This window comes from Streptomyces taklimakanensis, from assembly GCF_009709575.1.
Taxonomy (GTDB): Bacteria; Actinomycetota; Actinomycetes; order Streptomycetales; family Streptomycetaceae; genus Streptomyces; species Streptomyces taklimakanensis.
On record NZ_WIXO01000001.1, the window covers coordinates 870,863 to 895,463 of the forward strand.

The 24,601-nt window shown below is 73.8% G+C and carries 25 protein-coding genes; 4 read left to right on the forward strand and 21 right to left on the reverse strand.

The window, feature by feature from the left end:
* Positions 1–32: 32 nt before the first annotated feature.
* The 4 genes from F0L17_RS03855 to infC form a co-directional block, all read right to left on the reverse strand.
* Positions 33–890, reverse strand: coding sequence for a TrmH family RNA methyltransferase (locus F0L17_RS03855; RefSeq protein ID WP_155069967.1), 858 nt, complete (start codon positions 888–890; stop codon positions 33–35).
* A 171-nt stretch (positions 891–1,061) separates the two neighbouring features.
* Positions 1,062–1,445, reverse strand: a complete 384-nt coding sequence (rplT, locus tag F0L17_RS03860) for a 50S ribosomal protein L20 (RefSeq protein WP_162465754.1) — start codon at positions 1,443–1,445, stop codon at positions 1,062–1,064.
* Positions 1,446–1,584: 139 nt separating this feature from the next.
* Positions 1,585–1,779: a 50S ribosomal protein L35 gene (gene rpmI / locus F0L17_RS03865; protein ID WP_155069968.1), complete on the reverse strand. Its 195-nt coding sequence runs from the start codon at positions 1,777–1,779 to the stop codon at positions 1,585–1,587.
* A gap of 142 nt (positions 1,780–1,921) precedes the next feature.
* Positions 1,922–2,623, reverse strand: coding sequence for a translation initiation factor IF-3 (infC, locus tag F0L17_RS03870; RefSeq protein ID WP_155069969.1), 702 nt, complete (start codon positions 2,621–2,623; stop codon positions 1,922–1,924).
* Positions 2,624–2,938: 315 nt separating this feature from the next.
* Between infC and F0L17_RS03875 the strand changes: the two genes are divergently transcribed.
* Positions 2,939–3,343: a DUF1844 domain-containing protein gene (locus F0L17_RS03875; protein WP_155069970.1), complete on the forward strand. Its 405-nt coding sequence runs from the start codon at positions 2,939–2,941 to the stop codon at positions 3,341–3,343.
* Positions 3,344–3,385: 42 nt separating this feature from the next.
* Here the strand turns inward: F0L17_RS03875 and F0L17_RS03880 are convergent, their stop codons facing one another.
* From F0L17_RS03880 to F0L17_RS03890, 3 genes are read right to left on the reverse strand one after another with little or no spacing between them, the layout of a single operon-like run.
* On the reverse strand, positions 3,386–4,147 hold the full coding sequence (locus tag F0L17_RS03880) for an SseB family protein (RefSeq protein ID WP_162465755.1): 762 nt from the start codon (positions 4,145–4,147) through the stop codon (positions 3,386–3,388).
* Between the two features lie 19 nt (positions 4,148–4,166).
* On the reverse strand, positions 4,167–5,477 hold the full coding sequence (mycP, locus tag F0L17_RS03885) for a type VII secretion-associated serine protease mycosin (RefSeq protein ID WP_155069971.1): 1,311 nt from the start codon (positions 5,475–5,477) through the stop codon (positions 4,167–4,169).
* Complete coding sequence (locus F0L17_RS03890) at positions 5,474–6,109, reverse strand: hypothetical protein (protein ID WP_155069972.1); 636 nt, start codon at positions 6,107–6,109, stop codon at positions 5,474–5,476. The genes mycP and F0L17_RS03890 overlap by 4 nt, the downstream gene beginning before the upstream one ends.
* 635 nt (positions 6,110–6,744) lie before the next feature.
* Here F0L17_RS03890 and F0L17_RS03895 point away from each other — a divergent pair.
* Positions 6,745–7,959, forward strand: coding sequence for an alanine racemase (locus F0L17_RS03895; RefSeq protein WP_162465756.1), 1,215 nt, complete (start codon positions 6,745–6,747; stop codon positions 7,957–7,959).
* Between the two features lie 92 nt (positions 7,960–8,051).
* Here F0L17_RS03895 and F0L17_RS03900 read toward each other — a convergent pair whose 3' ends face one another.
* The 3 genes from F0L17_RS03900 to F0L17_RS03910 all read right to left on the reverse strand — a co-directional run bounded on the left by F0L17_RS03900 (position 8,052) and on the right by F0L17_RS03910 (position 10,404).
* Complete coding sequence (locus tag F0L17_RS03900) at positions 8,052–9,002, reverse strand: DUF2510 domain-containing protein (RefSeq protein ID WP_238420116.1); 951 nt, start codon at positions 9,000–9,002, stop codon at positions 8,052–8,054.
* A gap of 164 nt (positions 9,003–9,166) precedes the next feature.
* Positions 9,167–9,925 carry a helical backbone metal receptor gene (locus F0L17_RS03905; RefSeq protein ID WP_155069974.1) on the reverse strand — a complete coding sequence of 253 codons (759 nt, stop codon included), beginning with the start codon at positions 9,923–9,925 and terminating at the stop codon, positions 9,167–9,169.
* A complete protein-coding gene (locus F0L17_RS03910) occupies positions 9,922–10,404 on the reverse strand; it encodes an OsmC family protein (protein WP_155069975.1) in 483 nt (160 codons plus the stop codon). The genes F0L17_RS03905 and F0L17_RS03910 overlap by 4 nt, the downstream gene beginning before the upstream one ends.
* Positions 10,405–10,483: 79 nt before the next feature.
* On the opposite strand from F0L17_RS03910, the gene F0L17_RS03915 reads away from it, so the two are divergent.
* Both F0L17_RS03915 and F0L17_RS03920 read left to right on the forward strand, forming a co-directional pair.
* Positions 10,484–11,392, forward strand: a complete 909-nt coding sequence (locus tag F0L17_RS03915) for a 5'-3' exonuclease (protein ID WP_155073109.1) — start codon at positions 10,484–10,486, stop codon at positions 11,390–11,392.
* A 72-nt stretch (positions 11,393–11,464) separates the two neighbouring features.
* A complete protein-coding gene (locus tag F0L17_RS03920; RefSeq protein ID WP_162465757.1) occupies positions 11,465–12,310 on the forward strand; it encodes an SIP domain-containing protein in 846 nt (281 codons plus the stop codon).
* A 19-nt stretch (positions 12,311–12,329) separates the two neighbouring features.
* Here the strand turns inward: F0L17_RS03920 and F0L17_RS03925 are convergent, their stop codons facing one another.
* From F0L17_RS03925 to pafA, 11 genes are all read right to left on the reverse strand, one after another.
* Complete coding sequence (locus tag F0L17_RS03925) at positions 12,330–13,490, reverse strand: Ca2+-dependent phosphoinositide-specific phospholipase C (RefSeq protein ID WP_162465758.1); 1,161 nt, start codon at positions 13,488–13,490, stop codon at positions 12,330–12,332.
* A gap of 267 nt (positions 13,491–13,757) precedes the next feature.
* Complete coding sequence (locus F0L17_RS03930) at positions 13,758–16,565, reverse strand: DEAD/DEAH box helicase (RefSeq protein WP_155069977.1); 2,808 nt, start codon at positions 16,563–16,565, stop codon at positions 13,758–13,760.
* A 45-nt stretch (positions 16,566–16,610) separates the two neighbouring features.
* The gene (locus F0L17_RS03935; RefSeq protein WP_162465759.1) at positions 16,611–17,522 is read right to left on the reverse strand and encodes a diacylglycerol kinase; all 912 of its coding nucleotides are present in this window, start codon (positions 17,520–17,522) and stop codon (positions 16,611–16,613) included.
* Positions 17,523–17,538: 16 nt separating this feature from the next.
* A complete protein-coding gene (tatC, locus tag F0L17_RS03940; RefSeq protein WP_238419246.1) occupies positions 17,539–18,504 on the reverse strand; it encodes a twin-arginine translocase subunit TatC in 966 nt (321 codons plus the stop codon).
* 80 nt (positions 18,505–18,584) lie between these two features.
* The gene (tatA, locus tag F0L17_RS03945) at positions 18,585–18,869 is read right to left on the reverse strand and encodes a Sec-independent protein translocase subunit TatA (RefSeq protein ID WP_155069978.1); all 285 of its coding nucleotides are present in this window, start codon (positions 18,867–18,869) and stop codon (positions 18,585–18,587) included.
* Positions 18,870–19,181: 312 nt separating this feature from the next.
* Positions 19,182–19,385 carry a hypothetical protein gene (locus tag F0L17_RS03950; RefSeq protein ID WP_155069979.1) on the reverse strand — a complete coding sequence of 68 codons (204 nt, stop codon included), beginning with the start codon at positions 19,383–19,385 and terminating at the stop codon, positions 19,182–19,184.
* A 67-nt stretch (positions 19,386–19,452) separates the two neighbouring features.
* Positions 19,453–20,415, reverse strand: coding sequence for a helix-turn-helix transcriptional regulator (locus F0L17_RS03955; RefSeq protein ID WP_155069980.1), 963 nt, complete (start codon positions 20,413–20,415; stop codon positions 19,453–19,455).
* 13 nt (positions 20,416–20,428) lie between these two features.
* Positions 20,429–21,415 (reverse strand): helix-turn-helix transcriptional regulator, encoded by a 987-nt coding sequence (locus F0L17_RS03960; protein WP_155069981.1) that lies wholly within the window; start codon positions 21,413–21,415, stop codon positions 20,429–20,431.
* A 122-nt stretch (positions 21,416–21,537) separates the two neighbouring features.
* Complete coding sequence (locus F0L17_RS03965; protein WP_162465760.1) at positions 21,538–21,909, reverse strand: FKBP-type peptidyl-prolyl cis-trans isomerase; 372 nt, start codon at positions 21,907–21,909, stop codon at positions 21,538–21,540.
* Positions 21,910–21,991: 82 nt separating this feature from the next.
* Positions 21,992–23,023 (reverse strand): FKBP-type peptidyl-prolyl cis-trans isomerase, encoded by a 1,032-nt coding sequence (locus tag F0L17_RS03970; RefSeq protein WP_155069982.1) that lies wholly within the window; start codon positions 23,021–23,023, stop codon positions 21,992–21,994.
* Positions 23,024–23,228: 205 nt separating this feature from the next.
* Entirely contained in the window at positions 23,229–24,590 is a 1,362-nt protein-coding gene (gene pafA / locus F0L17_RS03975) for a Pup--protein ligase (protein WP_155069983.1), read from the reverse strand.
* Between the last annotated feature and the right edge of the window lie 11 nt (positions 24,591–24,601).

Genomic DNA, 24,601 nt, shown 5'->3' on the forward strand with positions numbered 1-24,601 from the left:
TCACCCCCTTCGGGTCCGGGCACGCCACCCTACTAGCCCGTCGTCACGGAGCGGCACCCTCCGGCAGCACGCTGCGCACGGGCGGACGCGTAGAGGCACACCGCGGCGGCGGTGGCGAGGTTCAGGCTCTCCGCCCGTCCGTGGATGGGGACGCGCACCACCGCGTCGGCGAGCGCGCGGGTCTCCTCGGGCAGTCCCCACGCCTCGTTGCCGAAGACCCAGGCGGTGGGGTCGCCCATGCGGCCGGCGTCCAGCTCGGCGTCCAGGTCGCGCTCGCCCGCGCCGTCGGCCGCCAGCACCCGCACCCCGGCCTCGCGCAGCTCGGCCACGGCCCGCTCGGCGGAGACTCCGACGGCGACGGGAAGGTGGAAGATGCTGCCCACGGAGGCGCGCACGGCCTTGGGGTTGTACAGGTCCACCGAGGCGTCGGTGAGCACCACCGCGTCGGCGCCGGCGGCGTCCGCGCAGCGCAGCACCGTCCCGGCGTTGCCGGGGTCGCGGACGTGGGCCAGGACGGCGACCAGCCGCGGGCGGGCGGCCAGTATCCGCTCGAAGGGCAGGTCCAGGAAGCGACAGACGCCCACCAGTCCCTGGGGGGTGACGGTCTGGGAGAGTTCCGCGATCACCTCGTCGGTGGCGGTGCGGACCCGGGCTCCGGCGTCACGGGCGGCCGCGACGATGTCGGCGTGCCGCTCGGCGGCCTCCGGGGTGGTGAACAGCTCGGTGAGCGTGGGCCCGTCCGCGCCGCGGTGGCCGACCGCCTCGCGTACGGCCTGGGGCCCCTCGGCGAGGAAGCGGCGCTCCTTGCCGCGGGTGTTGCGACGGGCCAGCCGCCGGACGGCGGTGACGCGCGGGGAGCGCGGGGAGGTCAGTTCCGGGGCGGCGGCCATGGTGCGGCGTTCTCGCTTCTCTGGCTGGTCTCGGCCGGTCTCCGGTCGCGAGCGGGCGTCCGGGGCCGGAGACGGCGGTGGGAAGGGCCGGACCCGCGGGCCTTCGAGCCCGCGGGTCCGGATGCGCCACACTCACCGTCGTCGGACGGTCGGGTGCCGTCGGGCGGCGTCTCAGGCGGCCTTCGGGGCGTTGACGTCGCTCGGCAGCGCCTTCTGTGCCACCTCGACCAACGCGGCGAACGCGTTCGGGTCGTTGACCGCGAGGTCGGCCAGGATCTTGCGGTCCACCTCGATCTCGGCGGCCTTCAGGCCCTGGATGAAGCGGTTGTAGGTCATGCCGTTCGCACGGGCGGCGGCGTTGATCCGCTGGATCCACAGCTGACGGAAGTCGCCCTTGCGGCGCTTACGGTCGTTGTAGTTGTAGACGAGGGAGTGGGTGACCTGCTCCTTCGCCTTGCGGTACAGGCGGGAGCGCTGACCGCGGTAACCGCTGGCCTGCTCGAGGATCGCCCGGCGCTTCTTGTGGGCGTTGACCGCCCGCTTGACGCGTGCCACGTGAGTTACTCCTTGTCGCGGGGCCGGCGTAGTGGTCCGGCTGCCGTGTCACGGCGCCGCCGCCGACCCGAAGGTTCGATGGGGTCCCGGTCGTCGGTGTCCGCGCCCGACCGGTCCTGGGACCGGCCGGCGGCACGGCTCACTTGCCGAGAAGCTTCTTGACCTTCTTGGCGTCGGCCGGAGCCATCTCGGTCGTGCCGGCGAGGCGGCGCGTCAGCGTGGACGGCTTGTGCTCGAGGTAGTGGCGGCGACCGGCGCGCTGGCGCATCACCTTGCCGGAGCCGGTGATCTTGAAGCGCTTGCTCGCACCACTGTGCGTCTTGTTCTTCGGCATGTCGCCGTTCTCTCCTCGTCGATGGCACCACCGACCGCGCCGTCCCTGTGGTCGGCGGGTGGTGGCGCCGGCTGTTTCGGTTGCTGTCCGGGACCCCGAGGGTCCCGCCGCGGCCCGGTGGCCGGTCCTCCCGGCCCCCGGATCACGCCTCGGCGCGCTGCTGGGCAGGGGCCTCGCTGGCTTCGCTCCCCTGCGGCTGGCGGCCGGCCTTGCGGGCGGCCTGCGCCTCTCGGGCCTCGGCCATCGCCTCGGTCTTCTTCTTGTGAGGGCCGAGGACCATGATCATGTTCCGGCCGTCCTGCTTGGGGTTCGACTCCACGAAACCCAGGTCCTGGACGTCGTCGGCGAGCCGCTGGAGCAGCCGGTAGCCCAGCTCGGGGCGGGACTGCTCGCGACCGCGGAACATGATCGTGATCTTGACCTTGTCCCCCTGCTTGAGGAACCGGACGACGTGACCCTTCTTGGTGTCGTAGTCGTGCGGATCGATCTTCGGCCGGAGCTTCATCTCCTTGATGACCGTGTGCGCCTGGTTCTTGCGCGCCTCACGGGCCTTCATGGCCGACTCGTACTTGAACTTCCCGTAGTCCATGAGCTTGCACACCGGCGGACGGGCGTTCGCCGCGACCTCGACCAGGTCGAGGTCGTACTCCTGGGCAAGCTCCAGGGCCTTGGCGAGCGGCACGATGCCGACCTGCTCGCCACTGGGACCGACGAGTCGCACCTCGGGGACGCGGATCCGGTCGTTGATGCGGGGCTCGGCGCTGATGGGGCCTCCTCGGTTGCGCCACGCGGATGTCTGGCGGACAGCCGCGCACGATGACGTATGGGTTGACCACCGGACCAAGACGCGAAAACGCCCCGGACGGAACGCAGGCGGGGCTCCTCGCTGACCGGGAGCACCGCCGCGAAACACCGCGGGGCGCAGCCTGACCGTTGACCCGCCGGCCGGGGGCCGGTCGGGTGGGAGCTTCGGAGCCTCCACTTGCGGGCCGGAACGCGCCCTCGGGGAGGGAACGTGGCCGGCCGGTCGATTTCCCAGCATAGCAGGGTTCCGGGAAAGTCCCTCCCCGAGGGCGGTACCCGACCGGGGCGGTACGCGCCGGGGGCGGGGCGGGACCTAGGCTGGAGCGCACCGTCCAGCAGGAAGCGAAGAACGACGATGAGCGACACCAACGGCACCCCTCCCCCCTCCTCCCCGTCCTCCCCCGGCCCCTCGGGGAGCGAGGGATCGGCCGACTTCGAGACCATGACCCGTGACATCGCGGACGTGCCCGCGGTCGAGGTGATCACCACCGTCGCGGTGCACCTGATGAGCTCGGCCGCCGTCCACCTCGGGCTGGCCGAGGGCGGCGACGAGCACAAGGACCTGGACGAGGCCCGCAAGCTGATCCATTCCCTGGCCGGGCTGGTCACCGCCGCCGCCGGCGAGATCGGCTCCTACCACGCGGGACCGCTGCGCGACGGGCTGAAGTCGCTCCAGCTCGCCTTCCGGGAGGCGTCGGTGGTGCCGGACGAGCCGGGCCAGGGGCCGGGCGAGAAGTTCACCGGGCCGGTCTTCGGCTGAGGCCCGGTCCCCGGCCGGGCTCCGCCGCGCCCCCGACGGGGCTCAGCCCCGACCGCCGGGGGCGCCGCCCCGGTCGTACAGGGGGCTGCCCGGCAGCGGGCCCTCGGGGGGCAGCAGGGCCAGGTCCAGGCCGCGCACCAGTCGGGCGCGCAGCGTCTCGTCCGCCGCGAGGGCGGCCACGACCCGTCCGGCCGTCTCGCGCGGCGGCGCCGCCGGGTCCAGGCGCAGCGCCAGCGTTCCGTCGGTGTCCCGGCCGGGGCCCAGGCGCGCGGCCCACACGGCCGGCTCGGCGGCGAGCACCGAGCGCAGCGCCTCGGTGACCTCCGGGTCCCGCAGCGGATCGGCCGGCTCGGTGCGGCCCCCGGCGAGCGCGCGCAGGGCGGAGCCGGTCAGTTGGTAGGTCACCGGCCCGGCGAGGTCCACCACGAGAGTGTCGGCGCCCTCCTGCGCGGCCGCTTCGAGGGCCTGGCGCAGGGGCACGGCGACCGGGCGGGCGTCCGGCCGCCAACGGGCGAGGCTGTCGGTGGAGGTGAAGGCGGGCAGCGCCCGCCGTCCGCCGGGGGCGTTGAGCGTGGGCACCGCCATGTCGCTGGTCTTCTCGCGGCGCAGCCCCCGCTCGTCCTCCTCCGCCTCCCCCAGGACGGCCACCACCGGCACCAGCAGCCGGGCCCTCGCCAGCGCGGCCAGCACCTCCGGTTCGGCCGAGCGGTCCTGCGACCAGGCTTCCAGCGCCGCGGTCAGGGCGGGGTCGGCGGCCCCGTCGTCGCCTGCGAAACCGGGATCGGGGATGTTCTTGAGCACCACGCGTCGAGGGTATCCGTCCTCATCCGACGCCCGGCCCCCCGGACCGTCGGAACGGCCGGGTGCCGCGGAAGAGGAGCGCGGCGCAGAGCACCAGCAGCAGCCCCGCCACGGCGGCGACGGGGGCCACCAGACCACCGCCGGGCTCGGGGGCCGGCCCCGACCCGAAGTACTCCTCGGGGTACGGCTCGGCCACGGGCCGCTGCCCGCGCGGCTCGACGTTCGCGCCCAGCTCGATGGCCGCCGCCGGGTTCACGATGCCGGTGCCCAGCTCGTCGCTGCGTCCGCCGGGCGGGGTGTCACGGGCGGTCCGCGCGATCAACTCCTTGACCTGGGCCGGACCGAGGTCGGGGTGGGCGGCCCGGACCAGGGCCACGCAGCCGGAGACGAAGGCGGCGGCCGCGCTGGTCCCCCAGCCCTCGTAGTACTCGCGGTCGGGGTAGGTGATGATCACGTCGTCGCCGGGGGCGCTGACGGTGGCGTACCAGCGGCGGGTGGAGAAGGGGGCGCGGTTCCCGTCGCGGCCCACGGCCGTCACGGCGATCACCCCGGGGTAGGCCGCGGGGTAGGAGACCCGGTCGCCGTCCTCCCCTCCGTTGCCCGCGGAGGCGACCACCACGGCGCCCTTGTCCAGCGCGTAGCGCACGGCGGCGTCCTCGGCCGGGTCCGGGTGGGCGGAGGCGCTGTCGTCGCCGAGTGAGAGGTTGATGACGTCGGCGCCGTTGTCGGCGGCCCAGCGGATGCCCTCGGCCAGGGCGCCGCCGCGCTCCTCGCGGGCCTTCTTCCGCTGGGGGTCGCCGTCCTCCAGCAGTACGCGCACCGGCAGGATCCGCGCCTCGGGAGCGACGCCGAGGACGCCCAGGCCGTCCCCGGGACCGTGGCCGCGCCCGGCGATGATCCCGGCCATGGCGGTGCCGTGTCGGGCCCAGTGGCGGTCGCCGGGGCCGGCTCCGAAGCCGACGAGGTCCCTGCCCTCCAGCACCCGGCCCCGCAGGTCGGGGTGGTCGGCGTCGACGCCGGTGTCGAGCACCGCGACGGTGATGCCCTCGCCCCTGGTGGTGTTCCAGGCGTCCCGGGCGCTCACCGCGTCCAGGCCCCACTGGCGGTCCCGCACGTCCTCGGCGTGCGCGGGCGGCGCGCCGGCGGTGTGCGCGCAGAGCACCGAGAGCGCGGCCAGCACGGCGGCCAGGAACCGGACGACCGCCGACCGTCCGGGGCGACGGCAGGAGCGGGGCGGACGGGGGCGCGGGGCGCGGTCCTCGGCGCGGCGGTCGGCGGGGAGGCGCTCCGGGGTGGGGAGGCGCTCCGGGGTGGGGAGGTCCGTGGCGTTCATCGGTCCTGTTCGGCTCCCTCGGCGGCGACACGGCGCAGGCCGCGTTCGACACGGTCGGCGATGCCGCGGGCGTCGTGGCCGAGGCCCGCCTGCGCGGGTGCGGTGGTCTGTCCCTCGACGACGGCCTCGTCCGCCGCCTGCGGTTCGCCGGCGGCGCGCCCGTCGGCGAAGCCCGAGACGGCGTAGACCACCACGGGGACGTCGGTGAGCGGCCGTATCGTCCAACTCGCGCGCTGGGCGTCGCCGAAGCGGGCCGCCGCGGTGCCGCGCACGGCGTACGGCCGGGGCATCAGGTCGGCCCGTCGGTGGAGGCCCTCGCGGTCGAACCGCTCCCGCAGGGCGCGCATGCCCGCCTCGTCGGCCTCGGTGAACAACAGGCCGACCGTGGTGGCGCTGCTGCTGGTCTCGTCCACGTACGTGGCGCGCAGCAGGCGGGCGCAGCCGACCGGAGCGAGCGCCTCGGCCAGCGGGGGGTCGAAGGCGCCCGTGCAGTCGTCGTCGGGAGCCACCCCGACCCGGATCCACCGCCGGTCGGCCCCGCCCGGTCCGGCTCCCGTCCCCTGGAGGGTGCGGGGGAAGAGGGTGTCGACGGGTATCTCGTGCCACAGCGAACGCGCCTGGGCGTAGCTCACTCCCGGGCGGCCGTCGGAGCCGTCGGTGAGCCAGGTGCCGGCGGCCGCGCCGCCGAGCAGCCCGAAACCGAGGACGAGACAGACGGTCGCGGCGGCCGTGCGGAACGGCCCTCCGCTCCGCCCCCTCGCCCCGCCCCCACCCGTCCCCGTCGGGACGGTCGCCCCCGGGCCCCCCGGAGCGGACGGGGCCCCGGGGAGGGGCGGGATCTCGGGGGGCAGCTGCGCCCGGGGGGCGGGAGGCGGGGGCCCCGGGGGCGGCCCCGTCGGTATGGGAGGCGCACCGGTGGCGGTGCGCGGGACCCACGGCCGCGGCCGTGGAACGGACCGCGGCGGTACGACGGGCGGGAGCGGAGTCCGGGCCGGGTCGGCCTCAGTGCTCACCGGTACCCCCTCGCGTTCTGTGCCACCCCGTCGACTCCCTCTCGGGGCAGGCCGGTTCGAATGGACATCACACCGCCGGCCGGCGCCGGACGGTGGTGTGCGCGTCACTTTACGGTGCTCCGACACGATCACGACAACCCGTGTCCCGGGCGGACGCGGAGGCGCCGGCCCGGGGGCGGACCGGGCACGGCGCCGGGCACGGCACCGGGCACGGGGTCTGTCGGAGAGCGGTCCCGCTCTGGCATGCTGCCGGCGTGTTCGACGCGACCGCCTCCCCCTCGGCCGACCGGATCCGCTACGACCGGGCCACCGCCCATCTCGACGCGCCGCTCGCGATCGTCGACCTGGAGGCGTTCGACGCCAACGCCGCCGATCTGGTGCGCCGCGCGGGCGGCAAGCCGGTGCGGGTCGCGAGCAAGTCGGTGCGGTGCCGCGCCCTGTTGGAGCGCGTCCTGGCACGGGACGGTTTCGCCGGGGTCATGGGCTTCACCCTCGCCGAGTCGCTGTGGCTGGCCCGCTCCGGTGTCGACGACGTCCTGCTCGCCTACCCCTCGGTGGACCGGGCCGGGTACGCCGAACTGGCCCGCGACCCGAAGCTGGCCGCGGCCGTGACGGTGATGGTGGACGACCCGGCGCAGCTGGCGCTGATCGACGCGTCGCGCGACGGCGGGCGGGAGGAGATCCGGGTCTGCCTGGAACTGGACGCCTCCCTGTGGCTGTTCGGCGGTCGGGTGCGGATCGGCGCCCGCCGCTCCCCGCTGCACTCCCCCGCCCAACTGGCCGAGCTGGCCCGCTCGGTGGTGCGCCGCCCCGGCTTCCGGCTGGTGGGGCTGATGGCGTACGAGGGGCACGTCGCGGGTGTGGGCGACGCGCCCCCCGGCCGTCCGCTGCGGTCCCGGGCGGTGCGGCTGATGCAGTCGGCCGCGCGGCGCGAGCTGGCCGAGCGGCGCGCGGCGGCGGTCCGGGCGGTGCGCGCGATCGAGCCGGAGCTGGCGTTCGTCAACGGCGGCGGCACCGGCAGCGTGCAGCACACCGTCGCCGAGGAGGCGGTCACCGAGGTCGCCGCGGGGTCGGGCCTGCTGATGCCGCGGCTGTTCGACCACTACACCTCCTTCTCCGGTCGCCCGGCGGCGCTGTTCGCCCAGCCGGTGGTGCGCCGCCCGGGGGTGGGCGTGGTGACGGTGCTCGGCGGCGGCTATCCGGCCTCCGGTCCGGCCGGGCGGGACCGGTTGCCGGTGCCGTACCTGCCGGCCGGGCTGCGCTACGACCCCGCCGAGGGGCCGGGCGAGGTGCAGACGCCGCTGCTGGGAACACCCGCGGACGACCTGTCGATCGGGGACAGGGTGTGGTTCCGACACGCCAAGGCCGGTGAGCTGTGCGAGCGTTTCGACGCGCTGCACCTGGTCGAGGGCGACCGGGTGACGGCGGTGGTGCCGACGTACCGCGGCGAGGGACGCGCCTTTCTCTGACGCCCCCGACGCCCCCGGCATCCTCCGACGTCCTCTGGCGTCCTTTGGCGTCCTTTGGCGTCCTCCCGGCCCGTGTGGGGGCCGGCGGGCCGTCAGACCGCCAGGCCCGGCCCCCGGGCGGCGCGGACGCCCGAGACGATGCGGTCCATGTCGCCGACGTCCGGGGCCTCCGCGTGGATGTCGAAGCCCAGGCGCAGCACCAGCAGTCGGCCGCTGTCGTCGGGGGCGGGGAAGACCACGGACTCCACGTACGCGTCGGGCTTCATCTCGTTGACGATCCTCCAGCGGACGCGGTAACCCTGCCGCCCCGCGACGGTGACCTCTCCGGCGGAGACCACCCGGTGGCTCCGCACCCCGCCGTACCCCTTGGTGTCGTAGGACTCCTCGGCGTTGCGGGCGATGTCCTCCTCGGCCGCCTCCTTCACGTCCGATCCCGGCGGCCGCTCGGCGGCGCGCAGGGAGACTCCGCCCCGGACGCAGGTCAGGGAGGGCTCACCGGGACAGGGGTAGGAGCCGGTGGCCAGCCAGACGCCCCGGTCCGTCTCGGTCTCGGTCCACCCCTCCAGGACGGGCACGCTGACGCCGTTGGCCCGGTCGGTGGCGGTGCCGGGGGTGTCGTCGGGCCGCTCCTCCTCGGGGGTGCCGCCGGGTCCCTTCCCGTCTCCGCCGGGGGTCCGGCTCGCCCCGTCGCCCGCCTCGGGGCGCGTCCGGTCTCCGCCGTCAAAGCCGCCGAGCAGCAGGAGCCCACCGGCCATCAGCGCGCTCACCACGACCGCGACGGCTATGACGGCGGCCACCAGCGGGCCGCGCGGCGACCGGTTCCCCTCCCGCGGTTCGTGGGCGTGAGCGGGGCCGGGGACGGGGCCGGGGCCGGGGGAGAAGGCTCCTCCCGCGCGGGGGTCGTACGCTCCGTACGCGACGCCGGGGACGGTGGAGGGGGCCCGGGTGTGCTCGGTCCAGGCGGAACCGTCCCACCAGCGCTCCGGTACCGGACCGGGGCCCGTGTGCCCGGGATCCGGGTACCAGCCGGGCGGTGTCGTCATGCTCACCCCGTGCACAGTAGCGGCAACCAGCGCTCGGTGGCAGCCGTGCGCCCCGGACCGCTCCCGGCCCGGGGCACGCGGTGCCCGGCCGAGTCGCGGCGGTGTGGCCCGGTGGTGTCCGAAGGTGGCCGCCGGGGCGGCCGCGCGGGTGACGCGCGCCCTGGTCAGCGTGGCGGAGCGGTGGTGTCGAGCGCGGCGGTGAGCGCCGCGCCGAGCACCGTGGGCGCCTCGACCAACGAGGGACCGTACCAGGTCAGGTGTCGTCCGTCGACGAGGGCAGCGGGCCGCAGGGGGAAGGCCTCGGGCCCGTCGTCGGCGGTGAAGCGGTAGGGCTCGTCGGGGAGGACGACGAGATCGGCGCGCCCGGGCTCGTTCAGCTCCTCGACGGTGACGCGCGGGTAGCGCTCGGCGTGGTCCGCGTAGGCGTTGCGCGCTCCCAGACGGGCCAGGACGTCCCCCGCGAAGGTGTCCCGGCCCAGCACCATCCACGGCCGCCGCCAGACGGGCACCACGGCCGCGACGTCGACGACGGGGCGCACGTCCCGCCAGGCGGCCTCGGCCCGGTCCAGCCAGGCGGGCCGGGGCAGTCCGCAGCCATCGGTGAGCACCCGGTCCAGCTCGGTGAACGCCTGCGGGAGCGTGCGGACCTCGGTGACCAGCACCTCGATCCCGGCGTCCCGCAGGGCGGCGAGGTCGGCCGGACGGTTCTCCTCCTCGTTGGCGACGACGAGGTCGGGGGCGAGGGCCGCGATCCGCTCCAGGTCGGGGTTCTTGGTGCCCCGCACACGGACGACGTCCAGTCCGGCCGGGTGGGTGCACCAGTCGGTGGCCCCGACCAGCGCGTCCGGCGCGGTGGCGGCGACGGCCTCGGTCAGCGACGGGACGAGCGAGACCACCCGGGGGACGGCGCGGACGCCCCTCATCGTGCCGCCGTTCCCACCGTCACCGTCGGCTCGTGCCGCACGGGGAAGTTCACGGAACGGGCGATGAAGCACACCGTCCCGACCTCGCCGTGCAGGGCCACGGCCTTCTCCCGCATCGACTCCTCGGTGACGGACACCTCCGGCCGCAGCACCACCTCGGTGAACCGACCGCCGCCCGTGGCGTCCGTCGTCATCGTGCCGACGGGCCGGTCGGTGTAGTCGGTGACCACCACTCCCCCGGCCGCGCACAGGTGCAGGTACCAGAGCATGTGGCACTGGGAGAGCGAGGAGACCAGCAGTTCCTCCGGGTTCCAGCGGTCCGGGTCGCCGCGGAAGGCGGGGTCGGCGGAGCCGGGCAGGGGCGGCCTGCCGTCGGCCAGGATCTCGTGGTTCCGACTGTAGGCACGGTAGTCACCGGTCCCGTGACCGAGGTTCCCGGTCCAGTTCAGGACGAGTTCGTAGTGGTGGTCGGTCGCCATGTCGACAGTCTAGGGGTCGGTGCGGCGCCCGGCTGTCGGTGCCGTGCGGCATGATCGGGGCGTGACCACGCGACGCCTGATGCTCCTCGACACCGCCTCCCTGTACTACCGCGCCTACTTCGGGGTCCCGGAGTCGGTGAAGGCCCCCGACGGCACCCCGGTCAACGCGGTGCGCGGCCTGCTGGACTTCATCGCCCGGCTGGTGCGCGACCACCGTCCGGACGACCTCGTCGCCTGTATGGACAACGACTGGCGGCCCGCCTGGCGGGTGGAGCTGATCCCCTCCTACAAGGCGCACCGGGTGGCCGAGGGGTCCGCCGCCGGCCCGGACGCGGAGGAGGTGCCCGACACCCTCTCCCCGCAGATCCCGGTCATCGAGGAGGTGCTGGACGCGGTCGGCATCGCCCGCCTCGGTGCGGACGGCTACGAGGCCGACGACGTCATCGGCACCCTCGCCCGCCGCGCGGCCGGTCCCGTGGACGTCGTCACCGGCGACCGCGACCTGTTCCAGCTCGTCGACGACGCGCGCGGGGTGCGGGTGCTCTACCCGGTCAGGGGCATGGGCGATCCCTCGGTCGTGGACGAGGCGGCGCTGCGCGAGAAGTACGGCGTGGCGAGCGGATCGGCGTACGCGGACCTGGCGCTGCTGCGCGGCGACCCGAGCGACGGCCTGCCGGGCGTTCCGGGCGTCGGCGAGAAGACGGCGGCCCGACTGCTGGAGGCCCACGGGGACGCGGCCGGCGTCCTGGCCGCGGTCGACGACCCGTCCTCCGCCCTGACCCCCGCCCAGCGCAGGAAGCTGGAGGCGGCGCGGGAGTACCTGGCCGTGGCGCCGAAGGTGGTGCGGGTCGCGGACGACGTGCCTCTGCCCGCGGTGGATCCGGCGCTCCCGGCCGAACCCTCGCACGCCCGGGAGCTGGGGGAGCTGGCCGAGCGGTGGGGGTTGGGCGGTTCCCTGCGGCGGTTGCTGGACGCTCTGGCCGAGTGATTCCGGGACGTTCCGGCACACCGGATGCTAGGTTGGTTAGGCATGCCTAACCAACGCTCCGAGGGAGTTCCCGTGGCAGAACGTCCGAACCGCCGTACACCGCGTACGAACCGTGCCCGGGTGGTCCGCAGGGAACGGTTGAGCCCGCGGATGATCCGTGTGGTGCTCGGCGGCGAGGGCCTCGCGGACTTCCCGGCGGGCGCGTACACCGACCACTACGTCAAACTGCTGTTCCCGGTCGAGGGCGTGCGCTACCCCGAGCCGTTCGACATGGCCGTCGTCCGAGAGAACCTCCCGCGCGACCAGTGGCCGGTCACCCGCACCTACACCGTGCGCCGCTGGGATCCGCGGACGTGCGAGCTGACGCTGGACTTCGTCGTCCACGGCGACGAGGGCCTGGCCGGCCCCTGGGCGACGCGCGTCGAGCCCGGCGAGGAGATCCTCTTCCTGGGGCCGGGCGGTGGCTACCGCCCCTCCCCCGACGCCGACTGGCATCTGATGGTGGGCGACGAGAGCGCGCTGCCGGCCGTGGCCGCCTCCCTGGAGGCCGTCCCCGACGGGGCACCGGTGCGCGCCTTCGTCGAGGTCTCCGGAGCGGAGGAGGAGCAGGTTCTGGCCCTGCCCCCGAACGCCGAGCTGCGGTGGCTGCACCGCGGCGCCGCGCGGGTCGGGGACCGGCTGGTCGAGGCGGTGCGCGCGCTGGACTTCCCGCCCGGCGAGGTGCAGGCGTTCGTCCACGGCGAGGCGGGCTGGGTGAAGGAGCTCCGCCGCCACCTGCGCACCGAGCGGAAGGTGCCGCGCGAGCGGCTGTCGATCTCCGGCTACTGGCGCCTGGGCCAGGACGAGGACGGCTGGCAGGCGTCGAAGCGGGAGTGGAACGCGCGGGTGGAGGCGGAGCAGGAGGGCGCCGCCCGGTAGGGCCGGAGAGCCGCCCGGCTCAGCGCTCCAGCCGCCCCGTCCGGCAGCCCCGCGGCGCGCTGACCGGGTTGCAGCGGACGGCGGTCCCCTCCGGCAGCCGCGCGGTGTAGTCGGAGCCGTACCGCGCCGCCATGCCGGGGACGGGGAAGTCGGTGCTCACCATCTGGGCCCCCGATCCCAGCGCGGCCCGCAGCCGGGAGGTGTCCCCCGAGGCCGCCTCCTCCAGCGGCACGTCGGCTCGGGTGCGGACGAAGTAGCCGCGCTCCACCAGGTCCGCGATGACCGCCCGGTTCTCCCCGGTGGGGTCGTTCCACTTCACGAAGGCGGCGTCCGGGCGGCCGGGGCGCGAGTCGGTGAACAGCACCCGCCCCTGGAGGCTCTCGCGGCCCTCGGCCCGGTAGGCGTCCTGGACCGGTCCGTCCCCGTTGTCCATCAGGAACATCACCGTGCCGCGGGCCGCCGCCAGGGTGGGCCAGCCGTGGCGGAGGACGGACCGCTCCAGCGTCTCGCCCCGGCGGCGGACGTCGTCGGGGGTGATGACCTCCTCCTCGCCGAAGACGGCGCGGATCTCCGCGTCCAGCGCGTCGAGCGCCGCGGTGTCCCACGGTGGGCTCTTCGCCCCGCCCATCTCCTCCAGGCGCGGGTCCGTGCTCTTGAGCTCCAGCAGGATCGGCACGGTGACGTGGCCGGGGTTGCGCCGCGACCAGTCCCTGACCTGGGTGAGGCACCTGCGCAGGGTGACGCAGCCGGTCTCGTGGTCGAAGTCGGCCCAGTGCAGCACCTTGGCGCCGGGTTCGCGCCAGGCGGGGTCGGTGGGAGCGGGCAGCCCGGCGGCGCGGCGGATCAGGGGATCGGCGTACAGGCCGCCGTCGGGATCGGGGAAGACGTCCAGCTCGATGCCGCGGACGCGTTGTTCGGCGAACTGCACGGGCAACGAGGCGTGGCTGTACAGCAGGTTCGCGAAGTCGGGGTCGTGCCGCTCCATCAGCTTCTGTTCCGCGAAGGACACTTCGCGGTGGTAGCTGTTGTGAGTGGCCATCACCTGGATGTGGTTGAGCCTCAGGCGCCCGGTCGGGTCGTCGGGACGGGCCTGGGCCGCCGAGGACAGCGCCGCGACGGCGGCGAGCGCGGTCGCGGCGGAGCCCCAGCGGCGGAGCCGGGCTCTGTTCGGGGTGCGCACATCGACCTCCGGTGGGACGAGGGCGAGTCCCGCCGGGACGGCGGAGCGCGAGGACGCGGGGAGCCCCGGAGCCCGACGGAACGGGACACGGCAACGGCAGGACGCGACGGAACTCGATGGAACTCGACGGAATACTGCCGGGGCCGAGCGACCCGCGTGTGCCCGGCCGGTGACGCCCGGCTGAACAGACCCCGGCCCGGCCGCGCGGCATGCGCCGCGCAACCGGGCCGGGACTCGCCGTTTCCGCCGAAGGCCGCGGCGGGGCCGTCAGCCGACGGAGCTGTAGGCCACCACGCCGCGCAGCACCTTCTCGGACGCCTTGCGGGCGTTGCGCGCCACCGTGCCGCCCTCGGGGGCGGCCGCGGCGATCTGGCCGAGCACGTCGACGAGTTGCTTGCACCAGCGCACGAAGTCACCGGCGGGCATCTCGGCCTCCCGCAGCACCGCGTCCAGGCCGTCGCCCTCCGCCCAGCGGTAGGCGGCCCAGGCGAAGCCGAGGTCCGGCTCGCGCTGGCCCACACCCTCGGCCTGGTTGATGCGGTGCTCCTCCTCCAGGGCGTCCAGCCGGCCCCAGATGCGGACCATCTCGCCCAGGGCGTGCTTGGCCCCGCCCCCGGGCAGGGTGGGCGGCAGCGCGTCGTCGGCGGAGCGGGCCTCGTAGACCAGGGCCGAGGCACAGGCGGCCAGCTCCGTCGGGGACAGCCCCTCCCAGACGCCCTCGCGCAGGCACTCGCTCGCCAGCAGGTCCAGTTCTCCGTAGAGCCGGGCCAGCCGCCGACCGTCCTCGGTCACCTCGTCGCCACGCAGGTAGCCCAGGTCCGACAGGAGGGCGTAGACCCGGTCGAAGGTGCGGGCGATGGTGTTGGTGCGGCCCTCGATGCGGCGCTCCAACTGCCGGGTGTCGCGCCTGAGGCGGTGGTAGCGCTCGGCCCAGCGGGCGTGGGCCTCGCGTTCGTCGCACCCGTGACAGGGGTGGGCGCGGATCGCCTTGCGCAGCCGTGCGATCTCGGCGTCGTCGGCCGCCTCCGAACGCTGCCTGCGGCGGCCGCGGGTCGGCTCGTGGTGCCCGGCCCTGGTGCGCAGCGCGGAGGCCAGGTCACGACGGGACTGCGGGCTGCGCGGATTGAAGGACTTGGGGATCCGCATGCGCTCCAGCGGCTCGACCGGCACGGGGAAGTCCACCGAGGCCAGTCGCTTGACCTGACGTCCGGCGGTCAGCACCAGCGGGCGCGGTCCGTCGTGGTGGTCCCAGCCGCGGTCGCCGTGGCTGCGCCCGGCGGGGACCCCCGGGTCCAGCACCAGTGCCAGTCCGGCGAACTTGCCGGTGGGGACGTGGATCACGTCACCGGGCCGGAGCTTCTCCAGGGCGTCGGCGGCCGCCGCGCGGCGCTGGACGGCGCCCTGCCGGGCGAGCTCGTTCTCCCGGTCCTTCAGCTCCCGCCGCAGCCTCGCGTACTCGTCGAAGTCGCCCAGGTGGCAGGTCATGGCCTCGCGGTAGCCGGCCAGGCCCTCCTCGTTGCGCTGCACCTTCCGGGAGATGCCGACGACCGCGCGGTCGGCCTGGAACTGGGCGAAGGAGGTCTCCAACAGTTCACGCGAGCGGTGCCGCCCGAACTGCGAGACCAGGTTGACGGCCATGTTGTACGAGGGCCGGAAGGAGGAGCGCAGCGGGTAGGTGCGGGTACCGGCCAGCCCGGCCAGGGCACCCGGGTCCATGCCGCGCTGCCACAGCACCACCGCGTGGCCCTCGACGTCGATGCCGCGCCGCCCGGCGCGCCCGGTGAGCTGGGTGTACTCGCCGGGGGTGATGTCGACGTGCTGCTCGCCGTTCCACTTGACGAGCTTCTCCAGCACCACCGAGCGGGCGGGCATGTTGATGCCCAGCGCCAGGGTCTCGGTGGCGAAGACGGCCTTGACCAGGCCGCGGACGAACAGCTCCTCCACGACCTCCTTGAAGGTGGGCAACATGCCCGCGTGGTGGGCGGCGATGCCCCTCTCCAGCCCCTCCAGCCACTCGAAGTAGCCCAGCACGTGGAGGTCCTCGTCGGGGATGGAGGCGGTGCGCTCCTCCACGATCTCGCGCACCCGCGTCCGCTGCGCCGCGTCGTTGAGGCGGAGCCCGGCGAACAGGCACTGCTGGACGGCCGCCTCACAGCCGGCACGGCTGAAGATGAAGGTGATGGCGGGCAGCAGGCCCTGGGAGTCCAACTGGGCGATCACCTCGGGACGGCTGGGCGTCCAGATCCGGCTGCGCCGGCGTCGCTCCCGCTCGCGGTCGGCCTCGCGCATCGGCTTGCCGCGGCGGCGGTCGCGGAAGCCGGGCAGCCGACTGTTCTCCAGCTGCGCCATGCGCACCAGGTCGGGGTTGACCTCGCGCCGCCCGCCCTTCTCCTCGAAGAGGTCGTACATCCGGCGCCCGGCCAGCACGTGCTGCCACAGCGGCACGGGCCGGTGCTCGGAGACGATCACCTCGGTGTCACCGCGGACGGTGTCCAGCCAGTCGCCGAACTCCTCGGCGTTGGAGACGGTCGCGGAGAGCGACACCAGGGTCACCGAGTCGGGGAGGTGGATGATGACCTCCTCCCAGACGGCGCCGCGGAAGCGGTCGGAGAGGTAGTGGACCTCGTCCATCACCACGTAGCCGAGGCCGTCCAGCGCCTGGGAGCCGGCGTAGAGCATGTTCCGCAGCACCTCGGTGGTCATCACGACCACCGGCGCACCGGAGTTGATGCTGTTGTCGCCGGTCAGCAGGCCGACCCGCTCCGCACCGTAGCGCTTGACCAGGTCGTTGTACTTCTGGTTGGACAGCGCCTTGATGGGAGTGGTGTAGAAACACTTGCGGCCCTGTTCCAGGGCCAGGTGGACGGCGAACTCGCCCACGATCGTCTTGCCGGAGCCGGTGGGCGCGGCGACCAGCACGCCCTTCCCGGCCTCCAGTGCCTTGCACGCCTCGATCTGGAACGCGTCCAGCTCGAAGTCGTACATCTCGCGGAAGGGTGTCAGAGCGCTTGCTTCCTCGGCGGCCCGGAGCCGGGCGGCCGCGTAGCGCTCCGCAGGGGACATGTCCTCGGTCATCGTACTTACGAGCCTACCGGCCACCGCCGACACAGGACATGATCTCTACGGGACGGCGAGTGCGGACGCGGGAACGAGGACCCGCACCGCGTCGGCCACCGCCTCGACGGTCACCGGCAGCGGCCCCACCGGCTCACCGTCGGCGTAGCCGGTCACGCCGGGGGCCTCCAGGGTGACCTTCGCGGCCCGGTGGGCGGTGACCGCGGGGTGGGCGAGGTGGGAACCGCGGTAGACGCGGGGGAAGACCCGCACCAGGGTGGTGCGGGAACACTCCCCCACCACCGTGACGTCCAGCAGGCCGTCGTCCAGCTCGGCGTCGCCGCAGATCCGCATCCCCCCGCCGTAGGAGGGGCCGTTGCCGACCGCGACGAGGATGGCCTCGATCTCCAGCGCGGGCCCGTCGTCGAGGGTGATGCGGTAGGGGACCGGACGCAGCGCGGCCAGTTCGGCGAGCATCGCCAGGTCGTAGCGGAGGCGCCCGACGGGCCGGCGCATGCGGTTGGCCCGGTCGTTGACGCGGGAGTCGAAGCCGGAGGCCAGCACGCTGCCGAACCAGCGTCCGTCGACCCGGCCGAGATCGACGACCCGCCCCCGGCCTCCCTTGAGGGCCTCGGCGATGATCCGCCCGGCCCGGGCCGGGGCGCGGACGGGCAGGCCCAGGGCACGGGCGATGTCGTTGCCGGTGCCGACCGCGACGACGCCGAGCGGGGTGTCGGTGCCGGCCACCGCCTGGAGGGCGAGGGAGACCATGCCGTCCCCGCCGACGGCGACCAGCGCCCCGGTGCCGCCGCGGACGGCCGCGCGGGCCCGGGCGAGCGCGTCGTCGGCGTCGGTGCCGACGACCGTGCGCACGGAGAAGCCCGCCGCGCGCAGGGCCCGCGCGGCGGGCTGCGCCGCGTCACGTCCGCGGCCGTTGCCCGCGGCGGGGTTGACGAACAGGGTGATCTCGGCGGTCACGCGCGGACGATACCGCTCAGGTGGCGTCGTCGTAACCGTTCCGTCGGGTCGGGCCGCCGTCGGCGGCGGTGCCGTCGGGCAGCGCGGCGGGAGCCTCGACGGACTCGACCGCGCCGACCGTCTCCGGCGCGTGGTCGAGCGGGGCCGCCTCGTCGTCGCTCAGCCCCGCGTACGGGTCCTTGCGCTTGCGCCGGCGGTCGTTGAGCAGACAGATCCCGACGGCCAGGAAGTACAGCAGGACGATCGGTGCGGCCAGGGCCCCCATGGTCAACGGCTCGCCGCTGGGGGTGGCCACGGCGGCGAACACGGCGATGGACACCACCATCCCCCGCCACCAGCCGAGCAGCTTGCGGCCGGTGACGACACCGCCGAGGTTCAGCATCACCAGCACCAGGGGCAGCTCGAAGGCCAGCCCGAAGACGATCACCATCCGCGTGATGATGTCGAGGAAGTCGTCCAGCGGGACGAGGTTGCCGGTGCCCTCGGGGGTGAACTCGATCAGGGTCGAGGCCATCGTCGGCAGGACGATGTACGCCAGGTAGGCACCGGCGAGGAAGAGGGGTACACCGGCCGCGACGAAGGACCGCGCGTACTTCTTCTCGTGGCTGTGCAGTCCGGGGGCGAGGAAGGCCCACAACTGGTAGAGCCAGACCGGGCAGGTGAGCACCACCCCGGTGGTGAGCCCCACCTTGAGCATGACGGTGAAGGGAGCGATCAGACCGTTGAGGGTGATCTCGGCGCAGGCCTCGCCGTCCTCGGCCGCGCGGCCGAAGCCCTCGGTACAGCCGACGGAGTCGCGGAGGGGCTCGGTGAGGAAGTCGGCGATCTGCTTGTAGTAGACCAGCCCGACGATGGTGACGGCCAAGACGGCCAGCACCGACTTCATCAGGCGGTTGCGCAGCTCCCGCAGGTGCTCCGCGAGCGGCATGCGCCCCTCGGGGTCCTTCTGCGGCTTCCCCTGTTTGCGGGCGGACTTGAGCAACCCACGTCCTCGGTGTCAGTGATGGTGTCGGGTGTCCGGGCACGAGCGACACCGGGCCCGACCGTGGGCCCGGCGTCGGATCAGTTCTTGGCCGTCTGCTGGTTGGGCTCGCTCACCGGACGGGAGCTGGTCACGTCACCGGGAGCGGCCTGGATGGTCTTGGGCGCGGCCGTCTGCTGGGCCGAGGCGTCCTGCTGGGCCGACTCGTTCTCGCTCTCCTTCTTCATGGCCTTGGCCTCGCTCTTGAGGATGCGGGCCGACTTGCCGAGCGAACGGGCCATGTCCGGGAGCTTCTTGGCGCCGAACAGCAGCAGGATGACGAGGAGGATCAGTACGATCTCCATGGGCCTCAGATTGCCGATCATGTGCCACTACCTTCTCGCCGGGGCGGCGGTCTCCGTGCCTGCCCTACTGATTCGGACGGGCTTCCTCGTGCTGGTGCGCTGGCAGCGCTGTCAGCGATCGTAACCCCGGGGGGTGAACACGGGGCAATGCCTCTGCGTCATCCCGGTGCCGGCCACGGCCGCCGTCCACACGCCTCTTGAAGAGTACCGCCCCGGCGCCCGAAGCTGGAGAGCGCGGCACCCGATACGTCCCCCGGGACCCCGTATGGTCGCCTCCTCGCGGTTCGGCCCCGCGCGGTTGCCGGCCGGACCCGCACGGCCGGAATCCGCCGCTCAGGGTTCGGTGACCCGCCCGACCCGCGCCGCCAGCGGAGCCGCGGCCCGCTCCAGCTCGTCGGCGGCCAGGGCGAGGCGCTCACAGCCGTCACCGACCGCGCGGGCCAGACGCCTCACCTCCAGCCCGACGCGTACGGCCAGGACACCGAGCACGGCGATTCCGCAGAAGGCGAGCACCAGGAAGAACATCGGCCAGAGCATGGGGCGAGCGTAGTGGACGCCCCGTCGCCTCCCGCCGTCGGCACGGGCCCGCCCGGCCCCGGGCCGGTCAGTCCCCGTACGCCGCCAGCGCGGCCCGTGCCGCCTCCCGAGCGCTGTCGGCCAGCTCCTTCGGGGAGACGATCCGGCCGTCGCGCCCCAGCCGCAGGGCCAGCCGGCGCAGGGTGGCCGGATCGGAGGCGCGCAGGGTGATGCGCAGCCCGCCGTCGGACAGTTCTTCGGCGCTGTCGTGGGGGTAGTACTCGGCGACCCAGCGTCCGCCGGGCCCGACCTCGATGACGACCTCCGGGTCCTCGGCGGAGGGCTGGACCAGTCCCTCGGACAGATCGCGCAGCTCGATGGGCGGCGGGTCGGCGGGCTCGTCCAACAGCCTGATCTCGGCCACCCGGTCCAGTCGGAAGGTGCGGCGCGCCTCGGTCAGCCGGCACCAGGCCTCGACGTAGGTGTGACCGACCGCGAACAGCCGGATCGGGTCGATCTCGCGTTCGGTGAGTTCGTCGCGCGCCGGCGAGTAGTAGCGGATCCACAGCCGGCGCCGCTCGGCGATGGCCCGGTCGACGTCGGCGAAGACCCCGCCCTCGGACTCGAAGGTGACCGACAGCCGGGAGCTGGCCCCGGCGCTCTCCCCCGCCGCCGTCTCGATCTTGGCGGTGGCGCGCTGGAGGGCCTCGCGGTCGCTCTCGCGCAGCCCCGGCAGGGTGGCGACGGCCCGCGCGGCGACCAGCAGGGCGGTGGCCTCGTCGGCGGCCAGCCGCAGCGGCTCGCCGGTGCCGGAGCCGACCGCGTCGGCGTTGTGCCACCAGATGCGCTCGCCGTCGGTGTCGATGTCCAGCAGGTCGCCGCCGCGGAAGCTGGTGCCGCACATCGGCAGGACGTGGAGGTCGGAGATCAGTTCGTCGGTGGTGATGCCGAAGGCGCGGGCGACGTCCTCCACGCGGGCGCCGGGACGCTCGCGCAGGTAGGTCACCAGGGACAGCATCCGGCGCGTCTGGTCGATGGCGTTGGCGGCCATGGGTGCCCCCTCCTCAGTCCTTGGCGACGGCGCGCAGCCGGTCCACCACGTCGGCCCGCAGCTCGGCGGGCTCCAGCACCACCACGTCCGGCCCGAACTCCACCAGCCAGGCGTCCAGCCCGTGGCCGTAGGGGATCTCCAGCTCGTCCCAGCCGTCCCCGACGTCCCGTGTCTCGGTCGCCCGGGCCCGCAGCGGGTAGCCGGCGCCCTGCCGCAGCCGGATGCGGGCGGTGGCGGTGGCGATCTCCCCGGCCCAGCGCTCGACGGTCTCGCGCACGGTGACGTGGTCGGGCACCTCGGCGGTGTAGGTCCCGGCACGGGAGCGGACCGGGCCGGTGATGCGGGAGAGCCGGAAGACCCGCTCGGCCCCGCGGTCCCGGTCGAAGCCCGCCAGGTACCAGTGACCGCGCCAGCACTCCAGGGTCCACGGTTCGACGTGCCGGGTCTCGGGGCGGGCGGCGTTGGACTTGCGGTAGGCGAAGGTGACCGGGCGCCGGTCGCGGCAGGCGACCATCAGCGGCTCGAAGGCCGGCTCACGGGTGGGGATGCGCGGTTCCAGGGCGCTGTGGCCGCCGTAGGGGTCGTCCTCGACCTCGTCGGCCAGCGGCATGCCGGCGGCCCGCAGCTTCTGCAGGGCACCGCTGGCGGCCCCGGCGAGGCGGGCCTGCTGCCAGACCTTGGCGGCCAGGGTGAGGGCGGCGGCCTCCTCGGCGTCCAGGGCGACCGGCGGCAGCCGGTTGCTGTCACGACGGGCCTGGTAGGCGATCTCGCCGTCCAGGTTCTCCACCGTCTCGATGACCAGCCCCAGCTCGCGCAGGTCGTCCTTGTCGCGCTCGAACATCCGGTTGAAGGCGTCCTCGCTCCCGGTCCGGCCCGGACCCCCGCCGACCTCCAGGTACGCCTCGATCGACGCCCGCAGCTCGCGTTTGGTCAGTGGGCGGCGGGTCCCCAGCAGGCACAGCGCCAGGTTCATCAGCCGTTCGGCCTTGGCAATGGCCATCGACGCCCTCTCTCGTGCTCGTCCCGGCTCGACCGTACCGCTCCGGGGACACCGGGCACAAAGCCGGGGCCCAAGCCGTTCGGCTCGGGCCCCGACGGGTGCGTACGCGCTCCGGGAGCGGCTCAGACGGCGACCAGGTCGCAGACGAAGATGAGCGTCTCGCCCGGCTTGATCCGGCCACCGGCGCCGCGGTCGCCGTAGGCCAGGTGGGGCGGGATGGTCAGCTGGCGACGGCCGCCGACCCTCATGCCCTGCACGCCGCGGTCCCAGCCGGCGATGACCTGGCCGACGCCCAACTGGAACTGGAGCGGCGTACCGCGGTTCCAGCTGGCGTCGAACTCCTCGCCGGTGGAGAAGGCGACGCCCACGTAGTGCACGGAGACGCGGTCCCCGGCCTTGGCGACGGGACCGTCGCCCTCCCAGATGTCCTTGATCTCCAGGTCCGCCGGGGGCTCGCCGCCCGGGAAGTCGATCTCGGGCTTGTCGATGCTCACGAAAAGGCTCCTACGAAGTTTCTACCGGTCAACCGTGCCAGTCTCGCAGACCCGGCCGGCCGCCGACGTCCCAGGCGGCCCGTCAGACCTTGCCGACGATGTCGACGGAGAAGACCAGGGTGTTCTTCGCCAGCTCCGACTGCGGGTTGCCGCCGTAGGCCAGCTCCGGCGGGATGACCAGCAGGACGCGGTCACCGACCTTCTTGCCGACCAGGCCCTGGTCCCAGCCCTTGACGACCGAGCCGGTGCCGATCTGGAAGGCCGTGGCGCCTCCGTGGTCCCAGGAGGAGTCGAACTTCTCGCCGTCCTCCCACTTGACCCCGGTGTACTGGACGATCAGGCCGTCACCGGCCTCGACCTCGGGGCCGTCGCCCTCGATCAGCACCTGCTGCTTCAGCTCTCCGGGGGCCTTCTCCCCCTTGGGGACGGTGATGGTGGCGGCCTTCCCCTTCTCCGCCTTCACCTCCGGCATGCCCGGTTCGGGCTCGGCCTGCTCCCCGTCGGCCTCGGCCTTGGCGTCGGCCTTGGCGGCGGCCGCGGGGTCGACCACCCAGACCATGCCGTCCGACTCCTGGATCCCGGCCTGCGGGTTGAGTCGGTCGCCGATGATCGCCTTGGCCGTGCCCTCGACCAGGACGCGACTGCCGGTGCGCTTGCCGACCAGGGCGTCCATCACCGAGTCGGGCAGCGTCTGCTGCTGCTCGCCGAGACGGACGACCAACTGGGTGTGGGCGTCGCCCTCGGCGGAGGCTCCGGCCTGCTGGTTCCAGGTGTTGATCAGTTCCTGGTCGTTGCCGGTCATGCGGGCGTAGACGTCCAACCGGACGTAGTCGCCCTCGGCCATCTCGTCGCCCTCGCCTTCCGCGAGGGTGCGCACGGCGGCCTTGTCGGGGGCCTCGGCGTCCTCCGGAACGGTGATCTTCGGTTCCTCTCCGACCTTGCCGGCGACCTTCACCGAGGCGGCGGAGCCGTCGGATCCGTCGGAGCCGTCGCCCTCGGAGCCGCAGGCGGCGGTGAACAGCAGGGCGGGCACGACCAGGGCCGCGGCGACACGGCGGCCGAGCGTCGTGAGGGGGCGGGGGTGTGGGGGGCGTCCCCCTGGGGTTTGCAGCATCAGTCCAACTCGTGGTGTAGGAGGTGTCCGGGCGTTCCGGGCGTGTCGGCCACTCTAGAGGCCGCCCGGCCCTCTTCCCAGAACTCGCGGAAGGACCGATTTCGTTCCCGCCCGCGCCATGCCGACCGCTCCCCGGACGTCGGGAGCGGTCCGCGCGGCCCGGGTGGGCTCCGGGGGTCCGCGGCCGGCCGCGGACCCCCGGGGCTCACATTCCGGCGATGAGCTTCTCCACCCGCTCGTCCACCGAACGGAAGGGGTCCTTGCACAACACCGTGCGCTGGGCCTGGTCGTTCAGCTTCAGGTGCACCCAGTCGACGGTGAAGTCGCGGCGCTGCTCCTGGGCCCGACGGATGAAGTCGCCGCGCAACCTGGCGCGGGTGTTCTGCGGCGGTACGGATTTGCCCTCGAAGATCTTGAGGTCGTTGCAGACCCTGGCCGCCTGCCCCTTGCGCTCCAACAGGTAGTACAGGCCCCTGCGGCGGTGGATGTCGTGGTACGCGAGGTCTATCTGGGCGACCCTCGGGTGCGACATGGTGATGTTGTTCTTGGCCCGGTACCGCTCGATGAGCTGGTGTTTCATCACCCAGTCGATCTCGGTGGCGACCTTGTCCAACTCCTGGGTCTCGATCGCGTCCAGGGTGCGGCCCCACAGTTCCAGGACCCGGTCCACCACTCCGGTGCGGATGCCGCGACGCTCGCAGAAGTCGACGGCCTTCTCGTAGTACTCCCGCTGCACCTCCAGCGCGGACGCCTCGCGCCCGTTGGCCAGTCGGACCTTCCGCCGGCCGGTGGTGTCGTGGCTGACCTCGCGGATGGCCCGGATCGGGTTCTCCAGGGTGAGGTCGCGCATGACCGTGCCCGCCTCGATCATGCGCAGCACCAGGTCGGTGGAGCCGACCTTGAGCAGCGTGGTCGTCTCGGACATGTTGGAGTCGCCGACGATGACGTGCAGGCGCCGGTAGCGCTCGGCGTCGGCGTGCGGCTCGTCGCGGGTGTTGATGATCGGGCGGGAGCGGGTCGTCGCGGAGCTGACGCCCTCCCAGATGTGCTCGGCGCGCTGGCTGACGCAGTAGACCGCGCCGCGCGGCGTCTGGAGCACCTTGCCCGCCCCGCTGATCAGTTGCCGGGTGACCAGGAACGGGATGAGGACGTCCGCCAGGCGGGAGAACTCCCCGTGCCGGGCCACGAGGTAGTTCTCGTGGCAGCCGTAGGAGTTGCCCGCGGAGTCGGTGTTGTTCTTGAACAGGTAGACGTCGCCCGCGATCCCCTCCTCGTGCAGACGGCGTTCGGCGTCGACGAGGAGCCCCTCCAGGATGCGTTCGCCGGCCTTGTCGTGGGTGACCAGTTCGATCACGTCGTCACACTCCGGAGTGGCGTACTCCGGGTGCGAGCCCACGTCCAGGTACAGGCGCGCGCCGTTGCGGAGGAAGACGTTGCTGCTGCGGCCCCATGACACGACACGGCGGAAGAGGTACCGCGCCACCTCGTCAGGAGACAGGCGCCGCTGCCCCCGGAACGTACACGTGACGCCGTACTCGTTCTCCAGTCCGAAGATTCGGCGGTCCATCAGACTCCTCA